The following is a 25520-nucleotide window of genomic DNA, read 5'->3' as shown; positions in this document are numbered from 1 at the left end:
GTCCAGAGGAATGACCAGGTCAGGGCCGGTGGCGCCGGACCCGGGCTGCTTGAGGTCTGTCGGGTCGGTCCGACTGCGGTCCGTGAGTGTCTGAGTACCCGAGCAGGCAGGACAAGGCAGCGCCTCCAACACCGTGGCCCGGGCAGGTGGTCCGATACCGCCACCGCCGGACGGGGTTTGTGACGTTCTTGTGAGCCCTCGCCGTATTTCGGAGGAGCCCCCGCGCTGTTCTGCCAGCGGCAGAACACCGGCCGGACCGGGCTCGACGATCACTACAGTCCGGACTCATGACGACGATTACGACGCGTACGGTCGAGTATCCGGCAGACGGATTGACGATGATCGGGCACCTCGCGCTCCCGGCCGGTGTCGACCGCCGGCCCGCGGTACTGCTCGGACCGGAGGGCACGGGGCTCAGCGACGTCGAGCGCCGCCGGGCCGATGCTCTCGCCGAGCTGGGATACGTAGCGCTGGCCTTCGACCTTCACGGCGGGCGCTATTTGGATGACCCCGAGGAGATGCTGGCCCGGTGCATGCCGCTGCTGGCTGATCCCGACCGGATGCGGGGCATCGGCCATGCGGCGCTCGACGTGTTGCGCACCGAACCGCGGACCGACCCCGACCGGATCGCCGCCGTCGGCTACGGCACCGGGGGCGCCGTCGGGCTGGAACTCGGGCGCGATGGCGTCAACCTGCGCGCGATCGGGACAGTCAACGCAACTACCACGGGCCGACCGGGCGAGGCGGCGCGCATTCGCTGCCCGGTGTGGGCCGGGGTCGGGTCGGAAGACCCGATCATGCCTCCTGCGCAACGGAACGCGTTCACCGCAGAGATGCAGGCCGCGGGCGTCGACTGGCGCCTCACGGTCTACGGCGGCGCCTTGCACGCCTTCCACCACCCGCCGGTCGACCACACCGTGCGTCCCGGCGTCGGCTACCACCCACAGCACGCGCAGCGAGCCTGGCGCGACGTCGTCGACCTGCTCACCGAGTGCGTGCCCGTGAAGGAGGATCAGGGGGCATGACCCAGGCAAACAGGATGGCGCCAGGCCTGGTCGGCGTCGGGACCGGCGCTGCCGGAGGTGCCGGCCGAGCCGGCGGCGGCGCGAGCGGACGAGATGGACGCCGACACCGTCAACCGGGAGCCGCCCCTCGCGCGCAAGGCGATCGGCTGGTGGCAGCGACAAGGCTGGTGGGCACCTGACCGGGGCCAGGCGCGGCCGGGCCGCCGCCCGTACTCCGATCCTCACGCCACGGCCCGGCGTCCGCATCTGGGCCGGACGCGGACGCCGGTGTCCTGGACATGACCGTTCTGCTGCCGCAGTCGCCCTCCCGGCTGCGAAGGCGCAGGCTGGAGACAGCGGAAGGAGAGCCGGCCGCCCACGCCTTGGCGGCTCCGAGCCTCCCACTCCGTATACCGAGAGGGGGTGCGACACCATGCCTCAGTTCATGGACGTCCACCACGGGATGAAGAACATCACGGCCGACCAACTGATGCAGGCCCATCAGGCCGACCTTGCGATCGAGAAGGAGGAAGGCGTCCACTTCGAGAAGGCATGGGCGGATCCGGCATCCGGCACTGTGTACTGTCTCTCCGAGGCGCCCTCGGCCGAAGCGGTCCAGCGCATACATGGACGTGCAGGCCACCGGGCCGACGAGGTCCACCCTGTCCCGCTGGCCACTTGACGACCCAGTTCGTCCGGAGCACTAGGGCCTGTGTGGAGTTGTCCCGTGGAGGAAGGAGCCTGGCTGGGTGCGTGTGATCGCAAGGCGCCGGAGCGTCCTTGTAGCGGAGCTACCAGGACGTTTCGGCAACGCCGCGAGCGCGCGTGCCCAGCCCCGCGACGCCGCGGGACAACTCCACACAGGCCCTAGATGCGCAGTGCTCCGGTGAACGGCCCGTGGCCCACTCCCTCCTCCGTGACCGCCAGCCAGCCGTGGCCACGCATGGCCGTGTGCTCGCCGACCCCGGTCGGGTCGAGGGAAAGCCGGCGAGCGGCACAGTCGACGCTGGACGCCTGGGTGGCATTCGGTTCGGGGTCGAAGTCGGGGTCCGCGCCGAGGGGCTCTTCCCAGGCCAGCGGCTCGCCCTGCCATTCCGGCTCCTCGTAGCGCCAGTACCGGCGGCGCACCTCGCCGTCGACGGCGAGGGCCCAGACCATCGAGTCGCTGTGATCGTCCTGGAAGAAGTACTGCGCCTGCCCGCATGCGGCACTGATCCGGTGGAGCAGGTCGTCGAAGTCCCAGTGCATCTCCCCCAGCGGTGTGTCGGCGTAGACCAGCCGCCAACCGTCCAGTTCCGGTGTGACGAACACCCGGTACACCGGCCGCTTCTTGCCGTCGGACCCCGCCACAAGGGCTACGTCGTCCTCCATCGCGGCCAGACCCATCGAGATCGTGCAGGGCCTTCTGTCGTGCAGCCCCATGGCGGTGAAGAGGCCCTCGTATGTCGCGCCGGGGACGGCCAGCCAGCGGTGCTCGGGGAGGCTTTCCGGGACATCCTGAGTTGTCTTGATCCGGACGAGCCGCTCCAGGGCGCGTCGGTCCCGCTCATCGATCTCGGCCTCGCCGCCTATGAGGGCCAGCGCGTTCAGTGCGTTTCCCCGCAGGTGGGCGGGACCTTCGCGGCGGATGCCCCGCAGCACGGGGCCCGACTGTCTGCCGATGGCCCGGATTGCCTTTTCGGCCTGGTAGCGCGTGTAGCGGTCGGCGTCGTCGAGGAACGGAATGACATCGACAACGGCATCAGTAGCGGACTCGCCGAGATTCTGCAGACCCCACAACGCCTGCTGCCTTATCTCCTTCATGGGGTGCGACAGTGCGGCCACATACTGCGGAAAGCACCGCTCGTCGAAGCCGCGCAGCACATGTCCGAGTTCCCACCAATCGGGAACCGTCTCGGCCCTGGCGCGTGCCGCCACCGCGGCATCGAAGGCAGCGGGACCGATGAGACGCAGGGCGTCCCGCAGGCCCCACATCGCCTGGCGGCTCACCGTGCCCAGCGCTGCGACCAGACCGGGCGCGGCAGCAGCACCGGGCTCGGCCAGCAGACGGACGACGCGCGCCGTCAACTCCTTGTTCTGCCCCGCCCGTTCCAACTCTGCGATCAGTTCGTCTTGATCCATTCAGCAAACGATAGGCGAGGCGACTGACAGCCTCAGTACGCGGCCCGCGTACACGCGGCGACGCCACAGCATGTCGTGGTCCGAGGTCATGTCAGATCCTTCCGGTAACCGAGAAGGTGGGGTTCCGCAGGCCACGACGTGGCCGGCACGCCCGGAGCTGGCAGGAAGCCCGATCCGTGGAAGTACGTCAGATAGCGGTTCAGGACCTCGTCGGTCAACGGTGGCTGACGGACGCCCACGGCCGCTGCAGCGTCGGCTGTCCGCCGGGAGTCGAAGCGGCGCCGGTCCGTCGTCTCGTGCCGGGTCTGTCCCTCATCACCGAGGAACAGCTGGGCCGCGTTGTCGGGTTGCGCCGCCACACGGGCCTGCCACTGCGTCGCGGGAACGGTTCGCAGGTCGTGCCCGAGGCGGGCGGCCGCTGCGAAGACCCGGTCCAGGCCCGGCGCATCGGGGTTGGTGAGGTGGTACGTCTCCGCACCGGTCCGGCCGGATACGGAGAGGGCCACGACCGCGGCACTGACGTAGTCCACGGGAACCCAGTCGGTCGACCCGTACGGCAGGTCCGGGACCGCGCCCGCCTGGAGGCAGCCCTTGATGAGCTGCCACAACAGGTCGCGGTCCTGGCAGGCGCCGGTGGCGGTGTCGCCGCTGATACGGCCGGGCCGGTGGACGGTCACCGGCAGGCCGCGTTCACGGGCCAGGCCGATGAGTTGCTCGGCGACCCACTTGCTCTGCGCGTACCCGTCCGGCAAGGCGGGCGACGGGCCCGTCGGGGTCGACTCCGTGATCGTTACGGGGCGGGGACCGGGGGCCGGTGCGTACACGCCGGTGGTCGAGATGTAGTGCATGCCAGGTGAGTCCGAGTCGGCGAGCAGACGCAGCAGCTCCTCGGTGCCGGCCACGTTGGGGGCGCGCAGATCACCGTAGGCGGCGGCGAAGTTCACGCGTGCGCCGTTGTGCAGGACCGGGCCGAGGCGGCGGACCAGCGCGGTACGGTCGGCGGGTGAGAGCCCGAGGCCCGGGGCGGCGAGGTCGCCGGGGACGGGGCGGATCAGGTCGGCGTACCGGCGGCGCCACAGGCCGTAGCGCTCCAGGTTGGCCCGCAGCCGGTGCGCCGCGCGGTGGTCGTCCTCGGCTCGCACGAGGCAGTCGACGGGGCCGCCGGTCGTCTCGATGAGGTCGCGCAGGAGAAAGGCGCCGAGGAAGCCGGAGGCGCCGGTCAGAAGAGGGCGGGCGGAGGGGCGCAGAGTTCTGCGAGCGGGGGCCGTGGCTTCATGCCCCGTACTGAAGATGTCCGATGCCAGCCGGACCTCGGCGGCGAGCTCCGAAGTGGCCGCCTCCTCCTGGTGCTCCTCCCCCGCCTCGCTCCCCAGCAACCGGGCGACGCCTTCGACGGTGGGCGCCGCGAACAAGGCCCGCAGGGAGGGACGCCGGCCGCACCGTTCCCCGATGCGCCGGGCCAGGGTCACTGCCAGCAGTGAGTGGCCACCCAGGGTGAAGAAGTCATCCGTGACGCCCACTTCGGGCACACCGAGCGTCTCCGCGAACACCTCGCACAGGGCGCGTTCGCGTGCGGTGCCGGGCTTGCGGCCTCCCGCCGGTGCTGCGTGGTGGGGCGCGGGCAGAGCGCGGCGGTCCGTCTTGCCGTTGGGGGTGACGGGCAGAGCCGCGAGACTGACGTGGGCGGCGGGGATCATGTGGTCGGGCAGGGTCGCGGCCAGGTGCGCGCGCACCTCGGCCTCGTCCGGTCCCGGCGCACCGTCCGCGGGCACGGTGTACACGACCAGGCGCCGGTCACCGGGGCGGTCCTCGCGGACGGCGGCACAGGCCGCGGCCACGCCGGGCAGGGCGGTGAGCGCCGCCTCGATCTCACCGAGTTCGATGCGGAACCCGCGGAGTTTGACCTGGTCGTCGACTCGGGAGACGTAGAGGAGTTCCCCGTCCGTCGTCCAGCGCACCAGGTCGCCGGTGCGGTACATGCGGCCGCCCGCGCGGTCGAACGGGTCGGCCACGAATCGGGTGGCGGTCAGAGCGGGCCGGTCGTGGTACCCGCGGGCCACTCCGTCACCGGACACGTACAGTTCACCGGCCACGCCGGGCGGCACGGGTTCCAGCCGGTCGTCCAGGACATGGATGCGGGTGCCGTTGACGGGCGTACCGATGGACACCGCGCGGTCGGGGGCCAGCGGACCGTCCGCGTGCTGGAAGGCGCTCATGGTGGCGCAGACGGTGGTCTCCGTCGGGCCGTAGGCGTTGGAGAGGAACCGGTCCCGGGCCCAGGCGTGCACCAGGGCCGGCGGGCACGCTTCGCCGGCGAGAACCATGGTGGTGCCGGCGGGCAGCGAGCCGGGCGGCATCACCGCGAGTGCGGCAGGCGGCAGGGTGAGGTGGGTGACGCCCCGCTCGCGGACGAGGGCGGCGAGGGTGGGGCCGGGCAGCAAGGCGTCGCGTTCGTCGATCTCCAGGCAGGCCCCGGAGAGCAGGCCCATGCACAGTTCCCAGAACGCGGCGTCGAAGCTGACGGACGCCATGTGCAGCACGCGGCTGCCCGGGGTGACGCGTAGCCGCTCGCTCTGGGTCCTGGCCATGGCGCCGACGCCCCGATGGGTGACCACGACGCCCTTCGGGCGGCCGGTCGAACCGGATGTGTAGATGACGTACGCCGGGTGTGCCGGGGACGGAGCGGGAGCGGTGCGGGCAGTGGGGTCCGTGCCCGCCGTGGAGCTGTTCCCGAGGTCGTCGGCGTAGAGGTGCGGCACGGAGGACGCGGGGAGGCGGCGGTGGATGGCGGGGGTGGTGAGCAGCAGACGTGGCCGGGCGTCCTCGAGCATGTAGGACAGGCGCTGGGCCGGGTAGTCGGGATCGAGGGGCACATAGGCCGCCCCGGTCCTGAGGACGGCGAGCAGGGCCACGACGAGTCGGTGCGTGCGGGGCAGGGCGACGGCCACCCGGTCTTCGGGGCCGATGCCCTGTGCGGTGAGGTGGTCGGCGAGGGCGCCGGCGCGGGTGTCGAGTTCGTCGTAGGTGAGGGTGGTGTCCGCGTCTCGGACCGCCGGGGCCCCGGGCGTGCGCCGTACCCACTGTTGGAACAGCTCGGGAAGCGTCGCCCCGGGCAGTTCCTCTACGGGCCCGGTTCCCCAGGTGGCGAGGCGGGTGTGCTCGGCGGGTGTGAGCACGTCGTACGTGTGCAACGCGCGGTCCGGGTCTGCGCCGACGGCGCCGAGCAGCAGGACAAGCCGGTCGGCGAGGGCGTGGACCGTTGTCGCGTCGAAGAGTTCCGTGGCGTAGTCGACGGCGCCCCGCAGACCGCTGGGTGCGCCGTTGTCGTCGTACGTCTCGGTGAAGGTGAACGACAGGTCGAACTTGCTGACCCCGGCGTCGACCGGCACGCCGCTGACCTTGAGGCCGGGCAGGTCGATGGCCGCGGCAGTGGAGTGGTTCTGGAGGATGAGCATGGTCTGGAAGAGCGGATGGTGGCTCTGCGAGCGGGCGGGATTGAGCAGTTCCACGAGACGCTCGAAGGGAACATCCTGATGCGCGTAAGCGGACAGGTCGAACTCGCGGACTCGCTTCAGCAGTTCGCGGAACGTCGGGTCGCCCGTCAGGTCCGTGCGCAACACGAGCGTGTTCACGAAGAAGCCCACGAGGTCGGATGCCGCCTCGTCGGTGCGCCCTGCGACGGCCGTACCGAGCGGGATGTCGTCGCCGGCGCCGTGCCGGGACAGTACGGTCGACAGTGCGGCCTGGAGCACCATGAAGAGGCTGCATCCGCTGGTGCGGGCGAGGTTCGCGAGCTGCCGCGAGGTGGATTGGCCGACAGCGAAGTCGTAGGTGGCCCCCGTGTGCCGGGGCACGGCTGGGCGGGACCGGTCCCACGGCAGCTCGACGATTTCCGGGAGTCCGCGCAACGCGTCTTTCCAGTAGGCGAGTTGATGTGAGACGACGCTGTCGGGGTCGTGCTCGTCACCGAGCAGGCCACGCTGCCAGAGCGTGTGGTCGGCGTAGTCGACGGGCAGTGCCGTCAGCGCGGGGTCCTCCGCGCCGGCCCTGGCTCGGTAGGCGGCGCGCAGGTCATGGGCGAGGGGCGCCAGGGACGAACCGTCGGCGGCGATGTGATGGATCACGAGCACCAGGACGTGGGCGTCGTCGGCCAGGCTCAGCAGGGTCGCTCTGAGCGGGAGGCGGTGCTCGATGTCGATCGGTTCGGCCATGGCGGCTCTGATCCGGTCGGCGGCCTTGTCCTCGTCGACGGCTTCCCGCGCGAACGGGAGGCGGACGTCGTCCGGGGCGGTGATGTGCTGGTGCGGTCCGCGGTCGTGCTCGGGGAAGACGGTGCGCAGGGCTGCGTGCCGGCGGACGACGTCGCCCAGGGCCCGGTGCAGGGCGTCTGTGTCGAGTGGTCCGTCGATGCGGACGGCGAGGGGGATGTTGTACGTGGCGGAGGGGCCTTCGAGCCGGTGGAGGAACCACAGGCGCTGCTGGGCGTACGACAGTGGGATCGTGGCAGGGCGCTCCTGCGGGACGAGGGCGGGGCGGGCAGGGCGGTTCTCGTCCTCCAGGGCGGTGGCGAGTGCGGCGACGGTGGGGTTCTCGAAGAGGGTGCGGATCTCGGTCTCGGTGTCCAGGGCGGTGCGCACGCGGCCCACGAGCCGGGTGGCCAGCAGGGAATGGCCACCCAGGGCGAAGAAGCTGTCGTCGACGCCGACGCGTGGCACGCCGAGCACGTCGGCGAACAGCCCGGCCAGGATCTCCTCAAGGGCGCTGCGCGGCATCCGGCCCTGCACGCCGGACGGGGTGGCGGGTGCGGGCAGGGCGGCCCGGTCGAGCTTGCCGTTCGGGGTCAGTGGCAGCGCGTCGACCGGCTGGATGACGGCCGGCACCATGTACGCGGGCAGGTGGAGTGCGACGTGCGCGGCGAGCGGCCCGGGTTCCGGGGTGTGTCCGGGTGCGGGTACGACATAGGCGGTGAGGGTCCGGTCGCCGGGCAGGTCCTCGCGGACCAGCACGCAGGCGGTGCCCACGGACGGGTCGGCGCGGAGCACCGTCTCGATCTCGGCGGGTTCGATGCGGTGGCCGCGCAGTTTGATCTGCTGGTCCGCCCGTGACAGGTAGTGCAGGGCGCCGTCCATGCCCCGGCGCACCAGGTCGCCGGTGCGGTACATGCGTGCCCCGGTGCCGGCGAACGGGTCGGCGACGAACCGGGTGGCGGTGAGACCGGGCCGCCCCAGGTATCCGCGGGCGACGCCGGCGCCCGCGACGTACAACTCCCCTTCGGCGCCCAGCGGCACGGGCCGCATCGCCGCGTCCAGGACGTAGGCGCGCATGCCGTCGAGCGGCCGGCCGATCGGGGCCGCGCCGCCGGGAGCGTCGTCGGGGTGCACACGGTGGGCGGTGGCGAAGGTGGTGGTCTCGGTGGGCCCGTAGACGTGGAGGACGACAGCGTCCGGGTGTGCGGTGGCAAGGCGTTGCAGGACGCCGGGCGCGGCGGCTTCGCCTCCGGTGGCGACCAGACGGAGCAGGCCTAGGGCGTCCGGGTCGGTTTCGGCCAGCACGTTGAACAGGGCGGTCGTCAGGAAGGCCGCCGTCACGCCGTGCCGGGCGACGAGGTCCCGGAGCACGGCGGGCTGGAGCGTTCCCTCGGGCGCCACGACGACGCGGCCGCCGTTGAGGAGGGGGGCCCAGATCTCGAAGGTGGAGGCGTCGAAGACGTACGCCGAGTGCATCAGGACGGCGTCGGCCGCGCCGTCGTCCCAGTTCCGGTCGGCCGCGAGGGCTGTCACGTCCGCGTGGGTGACGCCGACGCCCTTGGGCAGTCCGGTGGAGCCGGAGGTGAACATCGTGTACGCGAGCCGGGTGCCGCCCATGACGGTCGGGAGGGCTCCGGGGGTGTCAGGGCCTCCGTGGCGGACGCGGCCCGCGGCGTCGACGGTCAGCACGGTTATGTCCGTGCCGAGTTGACGTACCCAGGGGTGTGTGCGGGCGCGCTCGTCGACGATGAGGACGCGCAGGGCAGCCACCTCGGCCACACGGTTGAGCCGCTCGGTGGGCCAGCGCGGGTCGAGCGGCACGTAGGTGGCACCGGCGCTCAGGACGCCCAGGGAGGAGGTGATCGTGGCGGCCGAGCGGGCCACGAGGATGCCGACGCCGTCCTCGAATCCGGTCCCGAGCCCGGTCAGGGCACCGGCCAGATCGTCCGAGATGACATGGAGCTGCCGGTAGGTCAGTTGCTCGCCCACACCGGACACGGCCACCGCGTCCGGGTGCCGGGCCGCACGCTCGGCCACGGCGTACGGGATGCTCGGCTCCCCTGCTTCGCAGCGCAGCCGAGCGCCGGTCCCGTGGGACAGCAGCATCTCGCGCTCTCCGTCCAGCAGGAGGGGAACGGCGTCGGCGCGGCGGTCGAGCCCCTGCGCCATCACCGTCAGCAGACGTCGCGTACGGGCGACTGTGCGGGCCACCTCTTCGCGGTCCAGGACGGCTGCCCGGAATCCGAAGGTGATCCTCAGAGCGTCACCCGGTGCGATGGTGAGGGCGAGGGGGTAGTGGGCCGCGTCCGTGCCGCTGAATCCGGTGACGGCCAGGCCGGGCAGTCCCTGTTGCGCGGTGCGCAGGGCTTCGTCGTCCATGGGGTAGTTCTCGAACACGGTCAGGGTGTCGAAGAGTTCGTCCAGGCCGGTGACGTCCCGTATCTCGGTCAGTCCCAGGTGCTGGCTGCCGAGGAGGCGGCCCTGTTCCTCCTGAAGCCGGGTCAGGAGTGCGGCCAGGGTCTCGCCGGGTGCGGTGCGCAGCCGTACCGGCACGGTGTTGATGAACAGGCCGACCATCGACTCGATGCCGGGAATCTCCGGCGGGCGACCGGACACGGTGGCACCGAACACGATGTCGTGGCGTCCGGTGAGGTGGCCGAGCACAAGGCCCCAGGCGCCCTGGACCAGGGTGTTGAGGGTGAGCCGGTGAGCGCGGGCCGTCTCGCGGAGCCGGTGCGTCGTGGCCGCGTCCAGGTCGAGGACGAGCGTTTCGGGCAGTTCGGCGGAGTCGGGCGCACCCGCGCTGCGGGGACCTGCGAGCAGGGTCGGGGCCTCGATTCCGGCCAGGGCGGTGGACCAGGCCTCCAGAGCGGCTGTGCGGTCCTGCTGCGCCAGCCAGTGGAGGTAGGTGCGATAGGGGGTGACGCGCGACAGGGCGCGGTCGTCGCCCTCCGAGGCGTACAGCTCGAACAGTTCCCGTACGAGGAGGGGCATCGACCAGCCGTCGAAGAGGATGTGATGGCTTGTCATGACGAGGCGGTGGTACTGGGGCGCGGTGCGCAGCAGCGTGAAACGCATGAGCGGTGGAGTGGTCAGGTCGAAGCGGCGGGTGCGGTCGGCGGCGAGGAAGGCGGTGAGACGTTCCTCCGTCGTGCCGGTGCCGTCCGCCGCGGTCAGGTCCAGTTCCGTCAGCGGGACGGGAACCTCGGCAGCGACAGCCTGTACGGGCTCGTCCAGGTCCTCGTGGAGGAATCCGACCCTCAGGTTGGCGTGCCGGCGCAGCAGGGTGCCGATGGCGGCACGCAGTGCGGGAACACCGACGGGGCCTTCGAGTTCGAAGACGAACTGGGAGGTGTAGACGTCCACGGCGTGGGAGTCGTACAGGCTGTGGAAGTGCATGCCGGCCTGGAGCGGCGTCAGGGGAAGTACGTCTTCGAGTCGGAACCCGGTCACTTGCGGCCACCCCACTTGTTCTGCAGTCGGTCGATCTGTGCCTGGTCGAGCGAGACCAGGGGAAGGTCGGACGGCGTGTAGCCGCCCGCATCGGGTCGTTGTGCGTGTTCCGCGATGGCGCGCAGCGCGCGGACGAACATCTCGGCCAGGGCGCCCACGTCCTCCTCCTTGAGGAGGTCGCTGGGCCAGGTCCAGCGGGTCACCAGTCGCGGGCCGTCGGGCAGGTCCTCGGTGTGCGCGTTGATGTCGATGACGTGGTGCACGGGCATGTCCGGGTCCTGGCTTCGTGGCCCGCCGCCGTCGAGCAGGACGTCCCAGTCGGCGCCTTCGGCGTTGTCCGCCGGTTCCTGCGAAGCGGCGTACCGTCCGAGGTAGTTGAAGCCGATCTGGGGGTCGGCCGCAGTGGTCAGCCGGGAGCGCGTCGCCGGGTTGAGGTGGCGCAGCATCCCGTAGCCGACACCGTGGTCGGGCACGGTCCGCAGCTGTTCCTTGACGCGCTTGACGGCGCGTTCGACAAGAGCGGCGTCGAAGCGTCCGGGGTCGCGGGCGTCGACGGGCCCGGGATCGAGCCGGACCGGGTAGAGGCTGGTGAACCAGCCGACCGTACGGGACAGGTCGAGGTGATCGGCGATCTGCTCGCGGCCGTGACCCTCCAGGTCGAGAAGGACGGTGGTGCCGTCCGGCCGGGGCCCGCCGAGGCGGGCGGCCCGTTCCGCCCGCCAGGAGCAGACGGCGAGGGCGAGCCCGGTGAGCAGGATGTCGTCGACTCCGGCGTGGAAGGCGCCGGGGGCTGTGGTGAGAAGGGACTTCGCCCAGGTGGCGGGCAGGTGCGTGACCAGAGTGCGGGTCCCGTCGGCGGTGTCCAGGTGGGGGTCGAGCGGCCGATATCCCAGCTGTGGGTCCGGTGTGCTCAGCGCGTTCTGCCACAGCGGGAGTTCGGCTTCCCGGGCGGCGCTGCGCGCCTGGGACGCGAGAAGGTGCGCCCAGGCCCTGTAGGGCGTGGTGACGGCGGGCAGCGCCGTGGCCGCGGTGGAGGGCTCGCCCCTGTCCCCGGCTTCCGTGACCGTCTGCCACGTGCGGGCCAGGTCGGCTGCGAGGATGCGCCAGGAGACCGCGTCGACGGCGAGGTGGTGCACGACGAGCAGCAGGCGCCCTCGGTCGTGCGGTCCGGCATCGCCCCAGACGGCCTCGATCACTTCCCCGTTCGCGGGCCGCAGGCGGTTGCGCACTTGCTCGCCGGCCTCGGTGACGGCGGCGCGGGCGGCTGCCGCGTCGAGGCCGGTGATGTCGACCCGGGTGAAGCGGTGGCGGGCCTGCACGGCGCCGGGTGGCAGGGCTTCGAGGACCGGTTCGCCTCCGGCCGGGCGGCTGACGCGCAGACGGAGCATGTCGTGGTGGTCGATGAGCAGTTGGAGTACGGCGACGAGCGTGTCCTCCTCGGCGCCCGCGGGCGTGCGCAGCACCCCGGACTGGTTGTAGCCGTCCGTGCTGCCGGGCCTCTCCAGGAGCCAGGCGGCGATGGGCGTCGGCGGCATCTCACCGGTGCCCTGTTCGGCCGGTTCGGCGGTGTCCTGGCCGAGTGCGGTGGCGACGGCCGCGAGGGCCTCGGGGGTGCGGTGGACGAACACGTCGCGAGGGGTGATGCCGAGCCCGGCCTCGCGGACGCGGCTGACGAGCTGGATGGAGAGGATGCTGTCGCCGCCGAGCGCGAAGAAGTCGTCGTCCGTGCGGACGGAGGGACTGTGCAGGACGGAGGTGAACACGTCGCACAGGACGCGTTCCTGGGCGGTGCGCGGCTGCCCGCCCGGCCTGGTGGCGGCAGGGCGTTCCGGGGCGGGCAGGGCTCGGCGATCGGTCTTGCCGTTGGGCAGGAGGGGCAGCGCGTCGAGGGCGACGAGGACGGCAGGCACCATGTACGGCGGCAGGGCCGATGCCAGCCGGGTGCGCAGTTCGGTGTCGGTCGGGCTCGCGGAGCCGCCGCGCCTGTCGGCAACGGTGTAGGCAACCAGGCGCCGCTCGCCCGGCCGGTCCTCGCGGACCAGGGCGCAGGCGGCGGTGATGCCGTCGAGCGCGGTGAGCGCGGCTTCGATCTCGCCGAGTTCGATACGGAAGCCGTGCAGCTTGACCTGGTCGTCGGCGCGGGAGACGTAGGTGAGGAGGCCGTCTGCGCCCCGTCGGACGAGGTCGCCCGTGCGGTACATGCGGCTCCCGGCGGGCCCGTACGGATCGGCGACGAATCGCGCGGCGGTCAGACCGGGGCGCCCGAGGTAGCCGCGCGCGAGGCCGTCGCCCGCGATATGGAGCTCGCCGGTGACACCAGGCGGCACCGGGCGCAGACCGGCGTCCAGGACGTAGGCGCGGGTGTTGTCGACGGGGCGGCCGAGCGGCACGCTCCCCTCCACCGCGGCGGTGTCCGACCCCGCGCCCCAGTGGTGGGCGGTGGCGTCGATCGTCGTCTCGGTGGGTCCGTACAGGTTGTGCACCTCGACCTGCCAGGCGTGCCTCGCACGCGCTGCCAGGGACCGGGTCAGGGACTCACCGCCGCACAGGACGGTCCTCAGGGTCGTCGGCGCCTGGTCGGGACCGGTCTCGGTGAGGACGAGCGAGAGGTGCGAGGGCACGAACTGCACCAGGGTCGCGCCCGTTTCGCGTATGCGGGCCAGCAGTCCGGCCGGTTCGTGGTTGAGCGCGGGCGGTACGGGGCAGGTGGAGCCTCCGTGCAGCAGCGGCAGCCAGGTCTCCCAGACCGAGGCGTCGAAGCTCGGCGAGGTACGCGCCAGGACCCGGTCCTCGTCGGTGAGGCCGAGGTGGCCGGCCATCCACGCCATGTGGTTGACGAGGGACGCGTGGGTGACGACGACGCCCTTGGGCCGGCCGGTGGAGCCCGAGGTGTAGATGACGTACGCGGCGTCGAGCGGGTCCGGCGCGGTGGCGGACGGTGCCGCGCGCCCGGTGGACCAGGAAGCCCGGTCGTCGAGGGCGAGGCAGGGCACGGACGGGACGTACCGGGCGGCTCGGGTGGTGCCGTGGGTGAGGAGCAGCGCCGGGCGGGCGTCGTCGAGCATGTAGGTGATCCGGGCCTCGGGGTATTCGAGGTCGACCGGCAGGTAGGCGGCCCCCGCCTTGACCACCGCCAGCATCGCCACGACCTGGTCGGCGGTGCCTTCCAGGGCGAGGGCGACGAGATCACCGCGTCCGATGCCCCGGTCGTGCAGGTGGTGCGACAAGTCGTCGGAGAGTTCGTCCAGTTCATCGAAGGTGAGCCGTTGCGAGCCATCCCGTACAGCGATCGCCCCGGGAGTTCTGGCGGACTGTGCACGGAATGCCGCGGGCGCCGTGCGCACCGTCGAGGGCCGGACCGGACCGTGTGAGGCCCGCTCCAGGCCTGCCTGCTCCGCCGCGTCCAGAACGACGGCCGAGTGGACACGCCGGCCGGGGTCGGCGGCGAGCGAGGCGAGCAGGCGGGTGAGGCGCTCGGCCAGGGTGTGCGCGGTGGCGTGGGCGAATAGTTCGGTGGAGAACTCCAGGATTCCGTCGAGGCCGGCGGGCCGGCCTGCGCCGTCGTGTGTCTCGGTGAAGGTGAAGGTCAGGTCGAACTTGCTGATCCCGGTGTGCACGGGCTGTTGCGTCACCGTGAGACCGCGGAGGCCGACGGCGGTGTCCGCCTGGTTCTGGAGGACGAGCATGGTCTGGAACAGCGGGTGGTGGTTCTGCGCCCTTTCCGGGCTGAGGGCATCCACCAGCCGCTCGAACGGCACGTCCTGGTGTGCGTAGGCAGCCAGGTCGAACTCTCGCACCCGGTCGATCACTTCGGCGAAGGTGGGGTCTCCGGTCAGGTCGGTGCGCAGGACAAGGGTGTTGACGAAGAAGCCGACCAGGTCGTCGAGAGCTTCGTCGGTGCGTCCGGCGACGGCCGTGCCGAGCGGGATGTCCTGACCGGCACCGTGCCGGGACAGGAGCACCGACAGTGCGGCCTGGAGCACCATGAAGAGGCTGCATCCGCGGGCTCGGGCGAGATCCGCGAGGGCCCGGTGGGTGTCCGCGTCGACGGGAAAGGCGAACGCGTCGCCGCGGTAGGTGGTGACGGCGGGGCGCGGCCGGTCGTACGGCAGGGCCAGCACGTCGGGGGCGTCGGCGAGTGCGGTGCGCCAGAAGTCCAGTTGGCGGGCGGCCTGGCTGGCGGGGTCGTCCTCGGCCCCGAGCAGGGCGCGCTGCCACAGGGTGTAGTCGGCGTACTGGACGCCGAGTTCCGTCCAGGAAGGCTCCTCGCCCTCGGCGCGGGCCCGGTAGGCGTCGCCGAGGTCGCGGGCGAGCGGGGCGAGGGACCAGCCGTCGCCCGCGATGTGGTGGACGAGCAGCACGAGAACGTGGGTCTCGGCGCCGAGCCTCAGCAGCCGGGCCCGTACGGGCAGTTCGGCGCTCACGTCGAAGGTGTGTGCCACCTCGGCGGTCAGGGCGTCGTCGAGGTGTTCGGCGGCGGTGTCCCGGGGTGTCAGGTCGAGGTCGGCGCCACTGGCGTCGAGGACCAGTTGGCGCGCCACGCCGTCGGTCTCGGGGAAGACGGTGCGCAGGCTCTCGTGGCGTTCGACGACATCCGCGAGGGCGCTCTGGAGGGCGTCCGCGTCGAGCGGGCCGTCCAGGCGGAGCACCATCGGCACGTTGTACGTGGCGGAGGGCCCTTCGAGCCGGTTGAGGAACCACAGGCGCTGCTGGGCGAAGGACAGCGGCAGCGGATCGGGCCGCCGCACGGCGCGCTCCAGCGTGGCCCTGGCTTCTTCGGCGCCGTGCAGAGCGGCGGCGAGGGCACCGGGAGTGGGGTGCTCGAAGACAGCCCTGACCTGGACCTCCACGGCGAGCGCGGTGCGGATGCGTGCGGCAAGCCGGGTGGCGAGCAGGGAGTGGCCGCCCAGGGCGAAGAAGTCGTCGTCCGCGCCCGCCGCGTCGAGGCCGAGCACGTCGGCGAACAGCGCGCAGAGGATCTCCTCGCGCACGGTGCGGGCGGCGCGCCCGCGGACCGGAGCATCGTGCACCGGCACCGGCAGGGCCCGCTGGTCCACCTTGCCGTTGAGGGTGAGGGGAAGCGCCTCGATCAGGACGAACGCGGAGGGCACCATGTAGGCGGGCAGGGAGCGGCCGACGGCCCGGGCGAGATCGGCGGATTCGGGACGTGCCCCGGTGGCGGGCACCACGTACGCCACGAGCCGCCGGTCACCGGGCGCATCCTCGCGGACTACGGTGAAGGAGTCGGCGACGCCGTCGCAGCAGGCCAGCACACCCTCGATCTCGCCGAGTTCGATCCGGTATCCGCGCAGCTTCACCTGACTGTCCGCGCGGCCGACGTAGGCGATCTGCCCGTCACCGGTCCACCGGACGAGGTCTCCGGTGCGGTACATGCGCCCGCCCTCCGCGTCGAACGGGTCGGCCACGAAGCGTGCGGCCGTCAGGCCGGGAAGGCCGGTGTATCCGCGCGCCACGCCGCGGCCGGCAAGGTACAGCTCGCCCACCACGCCCGGCGGGACCGCGCCCAGCGAGGCGTCGAGGACGTAACCGCGCATGCCGTCCAGGGTCCGTCCGATGGGCGGCGGGCCCGACGGCAGGTAGGCCGCCACGTCGTAGCGAGTGGCGAAGGTCGTCGTCTCGGTGGGTCCGTACACATGGAGGACGCGCACACCCGGCACTGTGCCGGCCACTCGTTGCATCGCGTCCGGGGAGGCCAGTTCACCCCCCGCGCAGACCAGCCGGAGGCCGGCGAAGGCGCCCGGATCGGTCTCCGCGATCACGTTGAACAGGGCCGTCGTCAGGAAGACGGCGGTCACGCCGTGCTCGTGGATGGCATCGCACAGGACAGCGGCTTCCAGGACGCCCTCCGGTGCGATCACGACCCTGCCGCCGCGCAGCAGCGGGGCCCAGATCTCGAAGGTGGAGGCGTCGAAGACGTACGCCGAGTGCATGAGTACCGCGTCGGCGGCGCCGCCCTGCCAGGCCGAGTCGGCCGTCAGCGCCACCACGTCGGCGTGCGTGACCCCGACGCCCTTGGGCAGACCGGTCGAGCCGGAGGTGAACATCACGTAGGCGAGGGCCTCAGGACCCGGCACGGCAGCGGGGCTGCCCGGCTGCTCCGGTGCGCCCCGCAGGATCCGGCCGAGCCGGTCCACGACGACGACCGGTATCTGTTGGGCCATTGCGGCCACCCACGGGGAGGTGACGGCGTCCTCGTCGACGACGAGGACGCGCACGGCCGCCACGCCGGCGGCCTGGTCGAGCCGCTCCCCGGGCCAGCGCGCGTCCAACGGGACGTAGGCGCCGGCCGCACGGACCGCGCCGAGCGACACCGACACCACGGCAGGCGACCGGGTGAGCAGCACGCCGATCCCCGCCTCCGGGGTGATGCCGAGGCCCGCCAGAGCGCGGGCGAGGTCGGCGGAGATCCGGTCGAGTTCGGCGTACGTGAGGGCAGTGCCGTCGCCGGCCACGGCCACCGCGTCCGGTGTGCGGTGCGCCTGAGCCGCGAAGAGAGCGGGCAGGGTGGTGCCGGAGGCGGGCAGCGCGCGGCCGGTTCCCCAGTGGGTGACACGGGCGTGCTCGCTCCGCGTCATGAGGCCGTGGCTCGCGACGGGCAGCGCCGGCTCGGCGGCCACCCGCTCCAGGAGCCGGACCAGACGGTCCGCGAGTGCGGCGACGGTGGAGCGGTCGAAGAGGGCGGTGGCGTACTCGATTCCGGCGGTGAGGCCTGCCTCGCCGTGCTCCTCGTCGAAGGCGAAGGTGAGGTCGAACTTGCTCAGGCCGTTGTGGACGAGCCGGTCCACGACCGTGAGGCCGGGCAGGTCGGGACGGGCGGTCTCCTGGTTCTGGAGGACCAGCATGGTCTGGAACAGCGGATGGTGGTTGTGCGCCCGGACGGGGTTGATGCTCTCGACGAGACGCTCGAAGGGCACGTCCTGGTTCGCGTAGGCGGCGAGGTCGAACTCCCGGACCCTCTGGAGCAGTTCGAGGAAGCTCGGGTTGCCTGACAGGTCCGTGCGCAGGACGAGCGTGTTGACGAAGAAGCCGACCAGATCCTCCAGGGCCTCGTCCGTGCGGCCGGCGACGGGTGAGCCGAGCGGGATGTCGTCGCCCGCACCGTGGCGGTGCAGCAGCGCGGCCACCGCCGCCTGGAGCACCATGAACAGGCTGCTGCCGGACTCATGGGCCAGGCGCAGGAGTTGGGCGTACAGAGGAGGCGGTACGTCGAAGGTGTGGACGGCCCCCCTCGGGTCGGTGGTGGCCGGACGCGGCCGGTCCAGTGGCAGGTCGATCAGTCCGGGAAGGCCCGCGAGGGCGGTGTGCCAGTGGTCGAGCTGCCGGTGCAGGACGCTCTGCGGTGCGATGCCGTCACCCAGGGCGGCATGCTGCCAGAGGGTGTAGTCGGCGTACTGGAGCGGGGTGCCGGCCGCGGGTTCGGGCTCGCGGCCCGTGAGACGCGCCGCGTAGGCGTGTCCGAGGTGACGGGTGAGCGGGGCGAGGGACCAGCCGTCGCCCGCGATGTGGTGCAGGACGAGCACCAGGACGTGACGGCCGGGCGCGGAGCGCAGCAGCAGGGCCCGCAGTGGCGGGTCCGTGACGACGTCGAACGGCTCGCGCACGGCGGCCAGAACAGCCGCCTCCAGGTCTGCGGGCGCCGTGCTCACGACGGGGAGTCGGGGTGTCACCGCGTCGGCCGGAAGAACCAACTGATGCGGTATGCCGTCCCGTTCGGGAAACACGGTGCGCAGCGCCTCGTGACGCTCCATGACGTCGCGCAGGGCGGTGCGCAGGGCGTCCGTGTCCAGGGCGCCGTCGAGTTCGAGGACGAGCGGGATGTTGTAGGCGGAGCTGGGGCCTTCGAGCCGGTTCAGGAACCACAGGCGTTGCTGGGCGTAGGAGAGCGGCAGCGGATCGGGCCGCTGCGCGACGGGCACCACCGGCGGGTGGGCGCGGCCCTGCAGGTCGAGGACGCGGGCCAGGCCCGCGACGGTCGGGTGCTCGAAGAGGGTGCGGACGGCGATCTCGGCGCCCAGGACGGTCCGGACGCGGCTCACGACCCGCATGGCGAGGAGCGAGTGCCCGCCGAGGTCGAAGAAGCTGTCGTGCGGGTTCACGAGGGGCCGTTGCAGGACGTCGGCGAAGATTCCGGCGAGCAGGCCCTCCTGGAGGGTGTGCAGTCCCGCTCCGCCGGTGGGGTCGGATCCCGCTGACGGCTCCGGCAGGGCCCGCCGGTCCACCTTGCCGTTCGGCAGGAGCGGAAGGTCGTCCAGGATGACGACGGCTCCGGGCACCGTGTAGTGGGGCAGGGTCTCGGCGAGGGCATCGCGCAGGGTGACGGGGCGCAGGGGCGGGTCACCGGTGACGGCATAGGCGACGAGGCGGCGCTCGCCGGCCCTGTCCTCACGGATCACGGCGCAGGCGGCCGTGACGCCGGGGCATGCCAGGAGCGCGGCCTCGACCTCGCCCAACTCGATCCGGAATCCCCGGAGTTTGACCTGGTCGTCGGCGCGTGCGACGTAGTCGAGCAGACCGTGGCGGTTCCAGCGCACGAGGTCGCCCGTGCGGTACATCCGTGCGCCCGTGCCGTCGAACGGGTCGGCGACGAACCGTGCGGCGGTCAGGCCCGGGCGGTCCAGATATCCGCGGGCCAGGTTGGGACCCGACAGGTACAACTCACCGGTGACACCGGGTGGTACCGGACGCAGCCGGCTGTCGAGGACGTAGGCGCGCATGGTGTCGACGGGGCGGCCGATGGGCACGGTCTCGTACGGCGCGCCTTCCGCCTGCCCGCTGTTCGTGTGGCCGGCCACACGGTGGGCGGTCGCGTCGATGGTCGCCTCGGTCGGCCCGTAGAGGTTGTGCACCTCGGCCCGCCACAGCTCGTCGACGTCGCCGGCGAGGGTGCGCGGCAGCGGCTCGCCGCCGCACAGCACGGCGCGCAGGCCGGGCAGTGGTGCGGCGTGTGCCGCCTCCGAGAGAACGAGCGTCAGATGGGACGGCACGAACTGGGCGACGGTGACACCGAACCGGCTCATCCAGGAGACCAGGGTGCGGGGTTCCGTGTTGGCGCCGTCCGGCAGCACACAGACTTCGGCGCCGTTCATCAGTGGGAGCCACAACTCCCACACGGAGGCGTCAAAGCTGGAGGACGTGCGTGCGAGGACCCGGTCGTCCGAAGTGATCGACAGGTGCCGTGCCAGCCAGGCCATGTGACCCGCCAGGGCGGCGTGCGACACGACCACCCCCTTGGGGCGGCCGGTGGAGCCCGAGGTGTAGATGACGTACGCGGGATCCGCCGGACCGGGTGGGTCCGGGAGTGGCCCGGTGGGGTGCGTGGGCCCGGCCGCCTGGCCGTCGAGGGCGAGCCACGGAATGTCGCAGGCGGGCAGACCCGCGTGGACGTCGCTGGTGGTGAGCAGCAGGACGGGGCGGGCATCGTCGAGCATGTGACTGATGCGGGCGGGCGGATACTGCGGGTCGACGGGCAGATAGGCGGCGCCGGCCCGCAGCACGGCCAGCATGGCGACGACGGTGTCCACGGACGGCGGTGCGGCGATGGCCACCCTGTTCTCGCGGCCCGCGCCGCGCTCACGCAGGACGGTGGCGAGGGCGTCGGCGCGGGCGTCGAGTTCGGCGTAGGTCAGGCGCGTGTGCGCGTCGCGCACGGCGACGGCATGTGGCGTACGCACGGCCTGCTCCCGGACGGCCTCGGGGGCGGTTCGGGTGGGCGGCGCCTGCTTCGCGCCGCGCCCCTGGGCCAGGAGACGGTCCCGCTCCCCCGGGGCCAGCGGGTCCAGGTCGCTGATGGCCAGGTCGGGGTCGGTCACGGCGAGGGTGAGGACGCGGGCGAACCGGGCGCACAGCGCGCGGGCGGTGGCTGCCTCGAAGAGGTCGGTGGCGTACTCCAGGTAGCCGCCGATGCCTCCGGCGCCGTGCCGGGGGTCCTCGGCGGCGCACCCTTCGGGGTCGCTGGGTCTGCCTGTTCCGGAAGCCTCGGCGGGTCTCCCGACCGGCCTGTCTGCGGATTCGGTGACTTCGCTGACCACGGTGGCTCGGGTGCCTTCGGTGGCTTGGGCGGTTTCGGTGACTTCGGTGAGCGAGAACGTCAGGTCGAACTTGCTGCCCCCGCGGTGCCGGGACCTGTCGCGGACGGTGACGCCCGGCAGATCGAGGGCCACCCGCTCCTGGTTCTGCAGGACCAGCATGGTCTGGAAGAGGGGGTGGTGGTCGCCGGACCGCTCAGGATTGAGGGCCTCCACTATCCGCTCGAAGGGCAGGTCACCGTGGCTGAGGGCGGCGATGTCGAATTCCTTGACCCGGTCGAGCAGTTCGCGGAACGTCGGGTCCCCGGACAGGTCGGCACGCAGGACGACGGTGTTGACGAAGAACCCGACCAGGTCGTCGAGGGCCTCCTCGGTGCGTCCGGCCACCGCGGTGCCCAGCGGGATGTCGGAGCCCGCGCCGTGCGCCTGGAGCGTCACGGCGAGAGCCGCTTGGAGCACCATGAAGGGTGTGCAGCCGGCAGTACGGGCGAGCCGGATGAGCGTGGCGTGCGTGGGGGCGGGCAACTCGAAGGGCACGGCGGCCCCCCGATGGCTGGGTACGACCGGACGGGGCCGGTCGAGAGGCAGGTCCAGCAGGTCGGGGGCGCCCTGCAGCGCACCCTTCCAGAAGGAGAGCTGGGAGGAGGCCAGGCTGCCCGGGTCGTCGTCGCCGCCGAGCAGCCTGCGCTGCCAGAGGGCGTAGTCGGCGTACTGCACGCGCAGCGGGGCCCAGTCGGGCGTGCCCGTGCCCTCGCTCCTGGCGCGATAGGCGGTGCCCAGGTCACGGCTGAGCGGGGCGAGGGACCAGCCGTCGGCGACTACATGGTGGAGAACGAGCACCAGGACGTGGCGGGCCGGGCCGAGGCGGAGCAGATGGGCGCGGACTGCGGTGTCGGCCGCGAGGTCGAAGGGCCTGATGGTCAGGCGGCGCAGCGTTTCGTCGGCCCAGGCGTCGGCCGTCTCCTCGGCCGGGGAGCGCTCGACGACGAGAGGGACGAGCGTTGCGGCAGCGTCCGCGTCAAGGACTTCCTGACGGGCGACGCCGTCATGTTCGGCGAAGACGGTACGCAGGCTTTCGTGACGCACGACCACGTCGGCAAGGGCACGGCGCAGGGCGTCCGTGTCCAGAGGGCCGTCTAGTTCGAGGACGAGCGGAATGTTGTAGGTGTCGCCGGGGCCCTCCGCCCGGTTGAGGAACCAGAGGCGCTGCTGCGCGTAGGACAGAGGGACCGTGTCGGGCCGTGGCTGCGGAGCGAGAGCGGGCCGGGCCGCTGCGGTGGAGTCCAGGACCGCGGCCAGGGAGGCGACCGTGGGGTGTTCGAAGAGCGTGCCCAGGCCGAGTTCGGTGCCCAGGGCGGTCCGCACCCGTCCCGTGAGGCGGGTGGCGAGAAGCGAGTGGCCGCCCAGGGAGAAGAAGTTGTCGTCGATTCCGACCGCGGTCACGCCCAGGACGTCGGCGAACAGGCCGGCCAGGACCTCCTCGTACGCGGTACGCGGTGCGCGGCCCGTGGTGGCGACGGCGCGAGGGGCGGGCAGGGCCGGGCGATCGACCTTGCCGTTGGCGTTGAGGGGCAGCGCGTCAAGGGATACGAACGCGGAGGGCACCATGTACGCGGGCAGGGCGCGCCCGACACGGCGGGCCAGGGCTGAACCGTCCGGCCGGGCGCCGGGGGCGGGCACGACATAGGCCACGAGTCGGCGGTCGCCGGGTGTGTCCTCGCGGACGACGACGCAGGCGCCGTGCACATCCGGGTCGGTGAGCAGGACGCTCTCGGTTTCGGCCGGTTCGATGCGGAACCCGCGGAGTTTGATCTGCCCGTCCGCGCGCCCGACGTACTCGATGTCGCCGCCGGCGGTCCAGCGCACGAGGTCGCCGGTCCGGTACATGCGGCCACCGTGTGTGCCGTACGGGTCGGCGACGAACCGGGTGGCGGTCGGCGCGGGACTCCCCTGGTAGCCGCGGGCGACGCCGTGCCCGCTCACGTACAGCTCCCCCACGACGCCGGGCGGCACCATGCCGAGCGAGTCGTCCAGCACGTACAGACTCATCCCGTCGAGGGCCCGGCCGATGGGCGGCGCACCCGTGGTGCCGGCAGCGACCGCGTGGCGGGCGGTGAAGGTCGTGGTCTCCGTGGGGCCGTACACATGCAGGACGAGCGTCGAGGGCGCGGCGGCGGCCACCCGCTGCATCAGGTCCGGGGTCGCGGCCTCACCGCCCGCGGCAACCATGCGCAGCCCGGCGAACGCCGTCGGATCCGCCTCGGCCACCACGTTGAACAGCGCCGTCGTCAGAAAGAGCGCGGTGACTCCCTGCCGGTGCACCATGTCATGGAGCACCCGTGCCTCCACGACACCACTGGGCGCGACGACCACGCGGCCGCCGTTCAGCAGGGGCACCCAGATCTCGAACGTGGAGGCATCGAAGACGTACGCGGAGTGCAGCAGCACCGCGTCGCACACGCCGTCCTTCCAGGTGTTGTCGGCCGCCAGCGCGAGGACATCGGCATGGGTGACGCCGACGCCCTTGGGCAGGCCGGTGGAGCCGGAGGTGAACATCACGTAGGCCAGCCGTTCACCGCGGGTCAGGCACGGCACCGCGCCCGGTCGTGGCGGAGCGCCGCGTAAGACACCGCCGAGGGCGTCGACGACGATCATCGGCAGGTCGGTGGCCATCTCCTGCACCCAGGGTGTCCCGGCAGTGGCCTCGTCGACCACCAGGGCACGGACGTCGGCGGCCTCGGCCACGCGGGCGAGCCGTTCGGCCGGCCAGGCAGGGTCCATCGGTACGTACGCCGCTCCCGCGCCGACTGCGCCGAGCGTGGCGGACACCACGGCCGCCGAACGGCCCACGAGGACGCCGACGCCGTCTTCGGCACCCACGCCCCAGCCTGTCAGAGCACTCGCCAGACTCCTCGCCGTCTGCGCCAGCTCCCGGTACGAGAGTGTGACGGTGCCGTCCACCACCGCCGGAGCGTCCGGCGTCCGGTGTGCCTGTGCACCGAACGCCTCCGGCAGGCTCGCGGCCACGGCTTCCACGGGCAGGGCGGTCCCGCGCCCCTGCGCGTGCAGGACCTCGGCGGTGGTCTCGTCGAGGAACGGCAGGTCGCGCAGGAAGGTGTCGGCGTCCGCGTCGGCCAGAGCCGTCAGGAAGGAGACGACAGCCTGCTGGTGCAGCCGCACGTCCTCGGGGCGGTACAGCTCCGGGTTGGCGTCGAACCCGATCAACGGCCCTTTGCCCTCTGCCCGTTCGGAGACGAACAGCGACAGGTCGTCGACCGGCCCGATGGACAGCACGCGGGAGGCACCTGGGCTGCCGGCGAAGTCGAGGTCGTAGTCGTAGCCCATGATGTTGACGACGACACCGGTGAGGCGGGCCGCGCCGTCGGCCATGTTCAGTTCGCGGGCGAGTTGTTCACGGGAGAAGCGGCGGTGGCGCAGGGCGCCGCGCATCTCGGCGGCGACGGCCCGGACGAGGGTGCCGACTGTCATGTCGGAGGCGACGGTCAGGCGTAGCGGCAGGATGTTGGCGGTCATGCCGACGATGTGCCGGAGCCCGCCGTGCCGGCCGTTGGAGGCGAGGCCCACGGTGACCTCCTGCATTCCGGTGACCCGGCCGACGTACGCGGCGACCGCGCTGACGAGGACGGCGCTCCAGGTGGTGCGGTGGGCGGAGGCCAGTCGGCGCAGGCTGTCGAGGACGGCGACAGGCAGTGATTCGCCGGTGTGCAGCCGGGTGTCCGGCCCGTCGAGGACCGCAGGTGGCGGGGCGTCGTTGCGTCGGCGGATGAGCGCCCGGCCCCCTTGAGCGTCCGGTTCGCCCCCGGCACCGGCCGGGTCCGTACTGCGGTCGGTGACCAGGTCCGCGAACCGGCCCGTCCAGTAGGCACGGTCGGCCTCGTACCGGTCCGAGCCCCGGTAGGCCGTCTCGTCGGCGATGAGATCGCGCAGGGGTGCTGCAGGCAGCTCGGCTTCGGCGAGGTCCTCGCCTCGCAGCGCACGCCCGTAGAGGTCGGCCACGGTGCGGGCGAAGACGGCACCGCCGAGGCCATCGACGACTATGTGATGGAAGCGCACGTACCAGTAGTGCAGTCGGTGGCCGAGACGCAGCAAGGCGAAGTGGTGGTGCGGGGCGTCGAGCCCGTGGGCGGCGGCCATGTCGTCGGCCAGGTAGCGCTCGGCCTCCCCGGCGGGATCCTCGGCCTCGGACAGGTCGAGCACGCGGAGCCGGCTGATTCCGGCCGGGGAGCGACGGACGACACGCTGACGGACGGTCTCGTCGCTGACGACGAACTCCACGTTGAGGCTGTCGCACAGCGCTACAGCCCGGTCCAGCGCTGCGGCGAACAACGACTCGTCGAGGTCTCCCCGAATCTCGAAGCACTCCCCGATGTTGTATTTCGGGCTGTCCGGGTCGACCAGTTGTCCGTACCAGACGCCCTGTTGAGCCGTTGTCATCCCAAAGGGTTCTTCGGGAACCGTGTGCGGGGGGAGGGAGCCGTTTTCGCGCATGCCGAGTCACACCTTTGGGGAGAGTTTTTGGGGACGAAAGAAGGCAGGCCGAAGCCGGGCATGCCGGTGCTGCATCCATCACCGACAACGGGCCGGTGAAATCGCAGAGGTACATCACGGCACCCGGAGCATCAGGCAGC

At 72.1% G+C, this 25520-nt stretch carries 5 protein-coding genes; 2 read left to right on the top strand and 3 right to left on the bottom strand.

Going from position 1 to position 25520, the window contains the following annotated elements; all coding sequences use genetic code 11:
• Positions 1-287 precede the first annotated feature (287 nt).
• Both OG912_RS36865 and OG912_RS36860 read left to right on the top strand, forming a co-directional pair.
• Positions 288-1025, top strand: a complete 738-nt coding sequence (locus tag OG912_RS36865) for a dienelactone hydrolase family protein (RefSeq protein ID WP_327713146.1) — start codon at positions 288-290, stop codon at positions 1023-1025.
• 412 nt (positions 1026-1437) lie between these two features.
• Entirely contained in the window at positions 1438-1686 is a 249-nt protein-coding gene (locus OG912_RS36860; protein ID WP_326734103.1) for an SCO4226 family nickel-binding protein, read from the top strand.
• 185 nt (positions 1687-1871) lie between these two features.
• On the opposite strand, the gene OG912_RS36855 is transcribed toward OG912_RS36860, so the two are convergent.
• The 3 genes from OG912_RS36855 to OG912_RS36845 form a co-directional block, all read right to left on the bottom strand.
• Complete coding sequence (locus OG912_RS36855) at positions 1872-3125, bottom strand: HEAT repeat domain-containing protein (RefSeq protein ID WP_327713145.1); 1254 nt, start codon at positions 3123-3125, stop codon at positions 1872-1874.
• 86 nt (positions 3126-3211) lie between these two features.
• Positions 3212-10825, bottom strand: coding sequence for a non-ribosomal peptide synthetase (locus OG912_RS36850; protein ID WP_327713144.1), 7614 nt, complete (start codon positions 10823-10825; stop codon positions 3212-3214).
• Positions 10822-25380 (bottom strand): non-ribosomal peptide synthetase, encoded by a 14559-nt coding sequence (locus OG912_RS36845; RefSeq protein WP_327713143.1) that lies wholly within the window; start codon positions 25378-25380, stop codon positions 10822-10824. The genes OG912_RS36850 and OG912_RS36845 overlap by 4 nt, the downstream gene beginning before the upstream one ends.
• Between the last annotated feature and the right edge of the window lie 140 nt (positions 25381-25520).

Origin of the sequence: Streptomyces sp. NBC_00464, assembly GCF_036013915.1 — a bacterium.
Lineage (GTDB): Bacteria > Actinomycetota > Actinomycetes > Streptomycetales > Streptomycetaceae > Streptomyces.
This window is presented reverse-complemented; position numbering and strand designations above follow the sequence as displayed.

Excerpts from the sequence above, each read along its gene's own strand:
- OG912_RS36865 (WP_327713146.1), top strand. The coding sequence starts at position 288 with ATGACGACGATTACGACGCGTACGGTCGAGTATCCGGCAGACGGATTG.
- OG912_RS36860 (WP_326734103.1), top strand. The coding sequence starts at position 1,438 with ATGCCTCAGTTCATGGACGTCCACCACGGGATGAAGAACATCACGGCC.
- OG912_RS36855 (WP_327713145.1), bottom strand. The coding sequence starts at position 3,125 with ATGGATCAAGACGAACTGATCGCAGAGTTGGAACGGGCGGGGCAGAAC.
- OG912_RS36845 (WP_327713143.1), bottom strand. The coding sequence starts at position 25,380 with ATGCGCGAAAACGGCTCCCTCCCCCCGCACACGGTTCCCGAAGAACCC.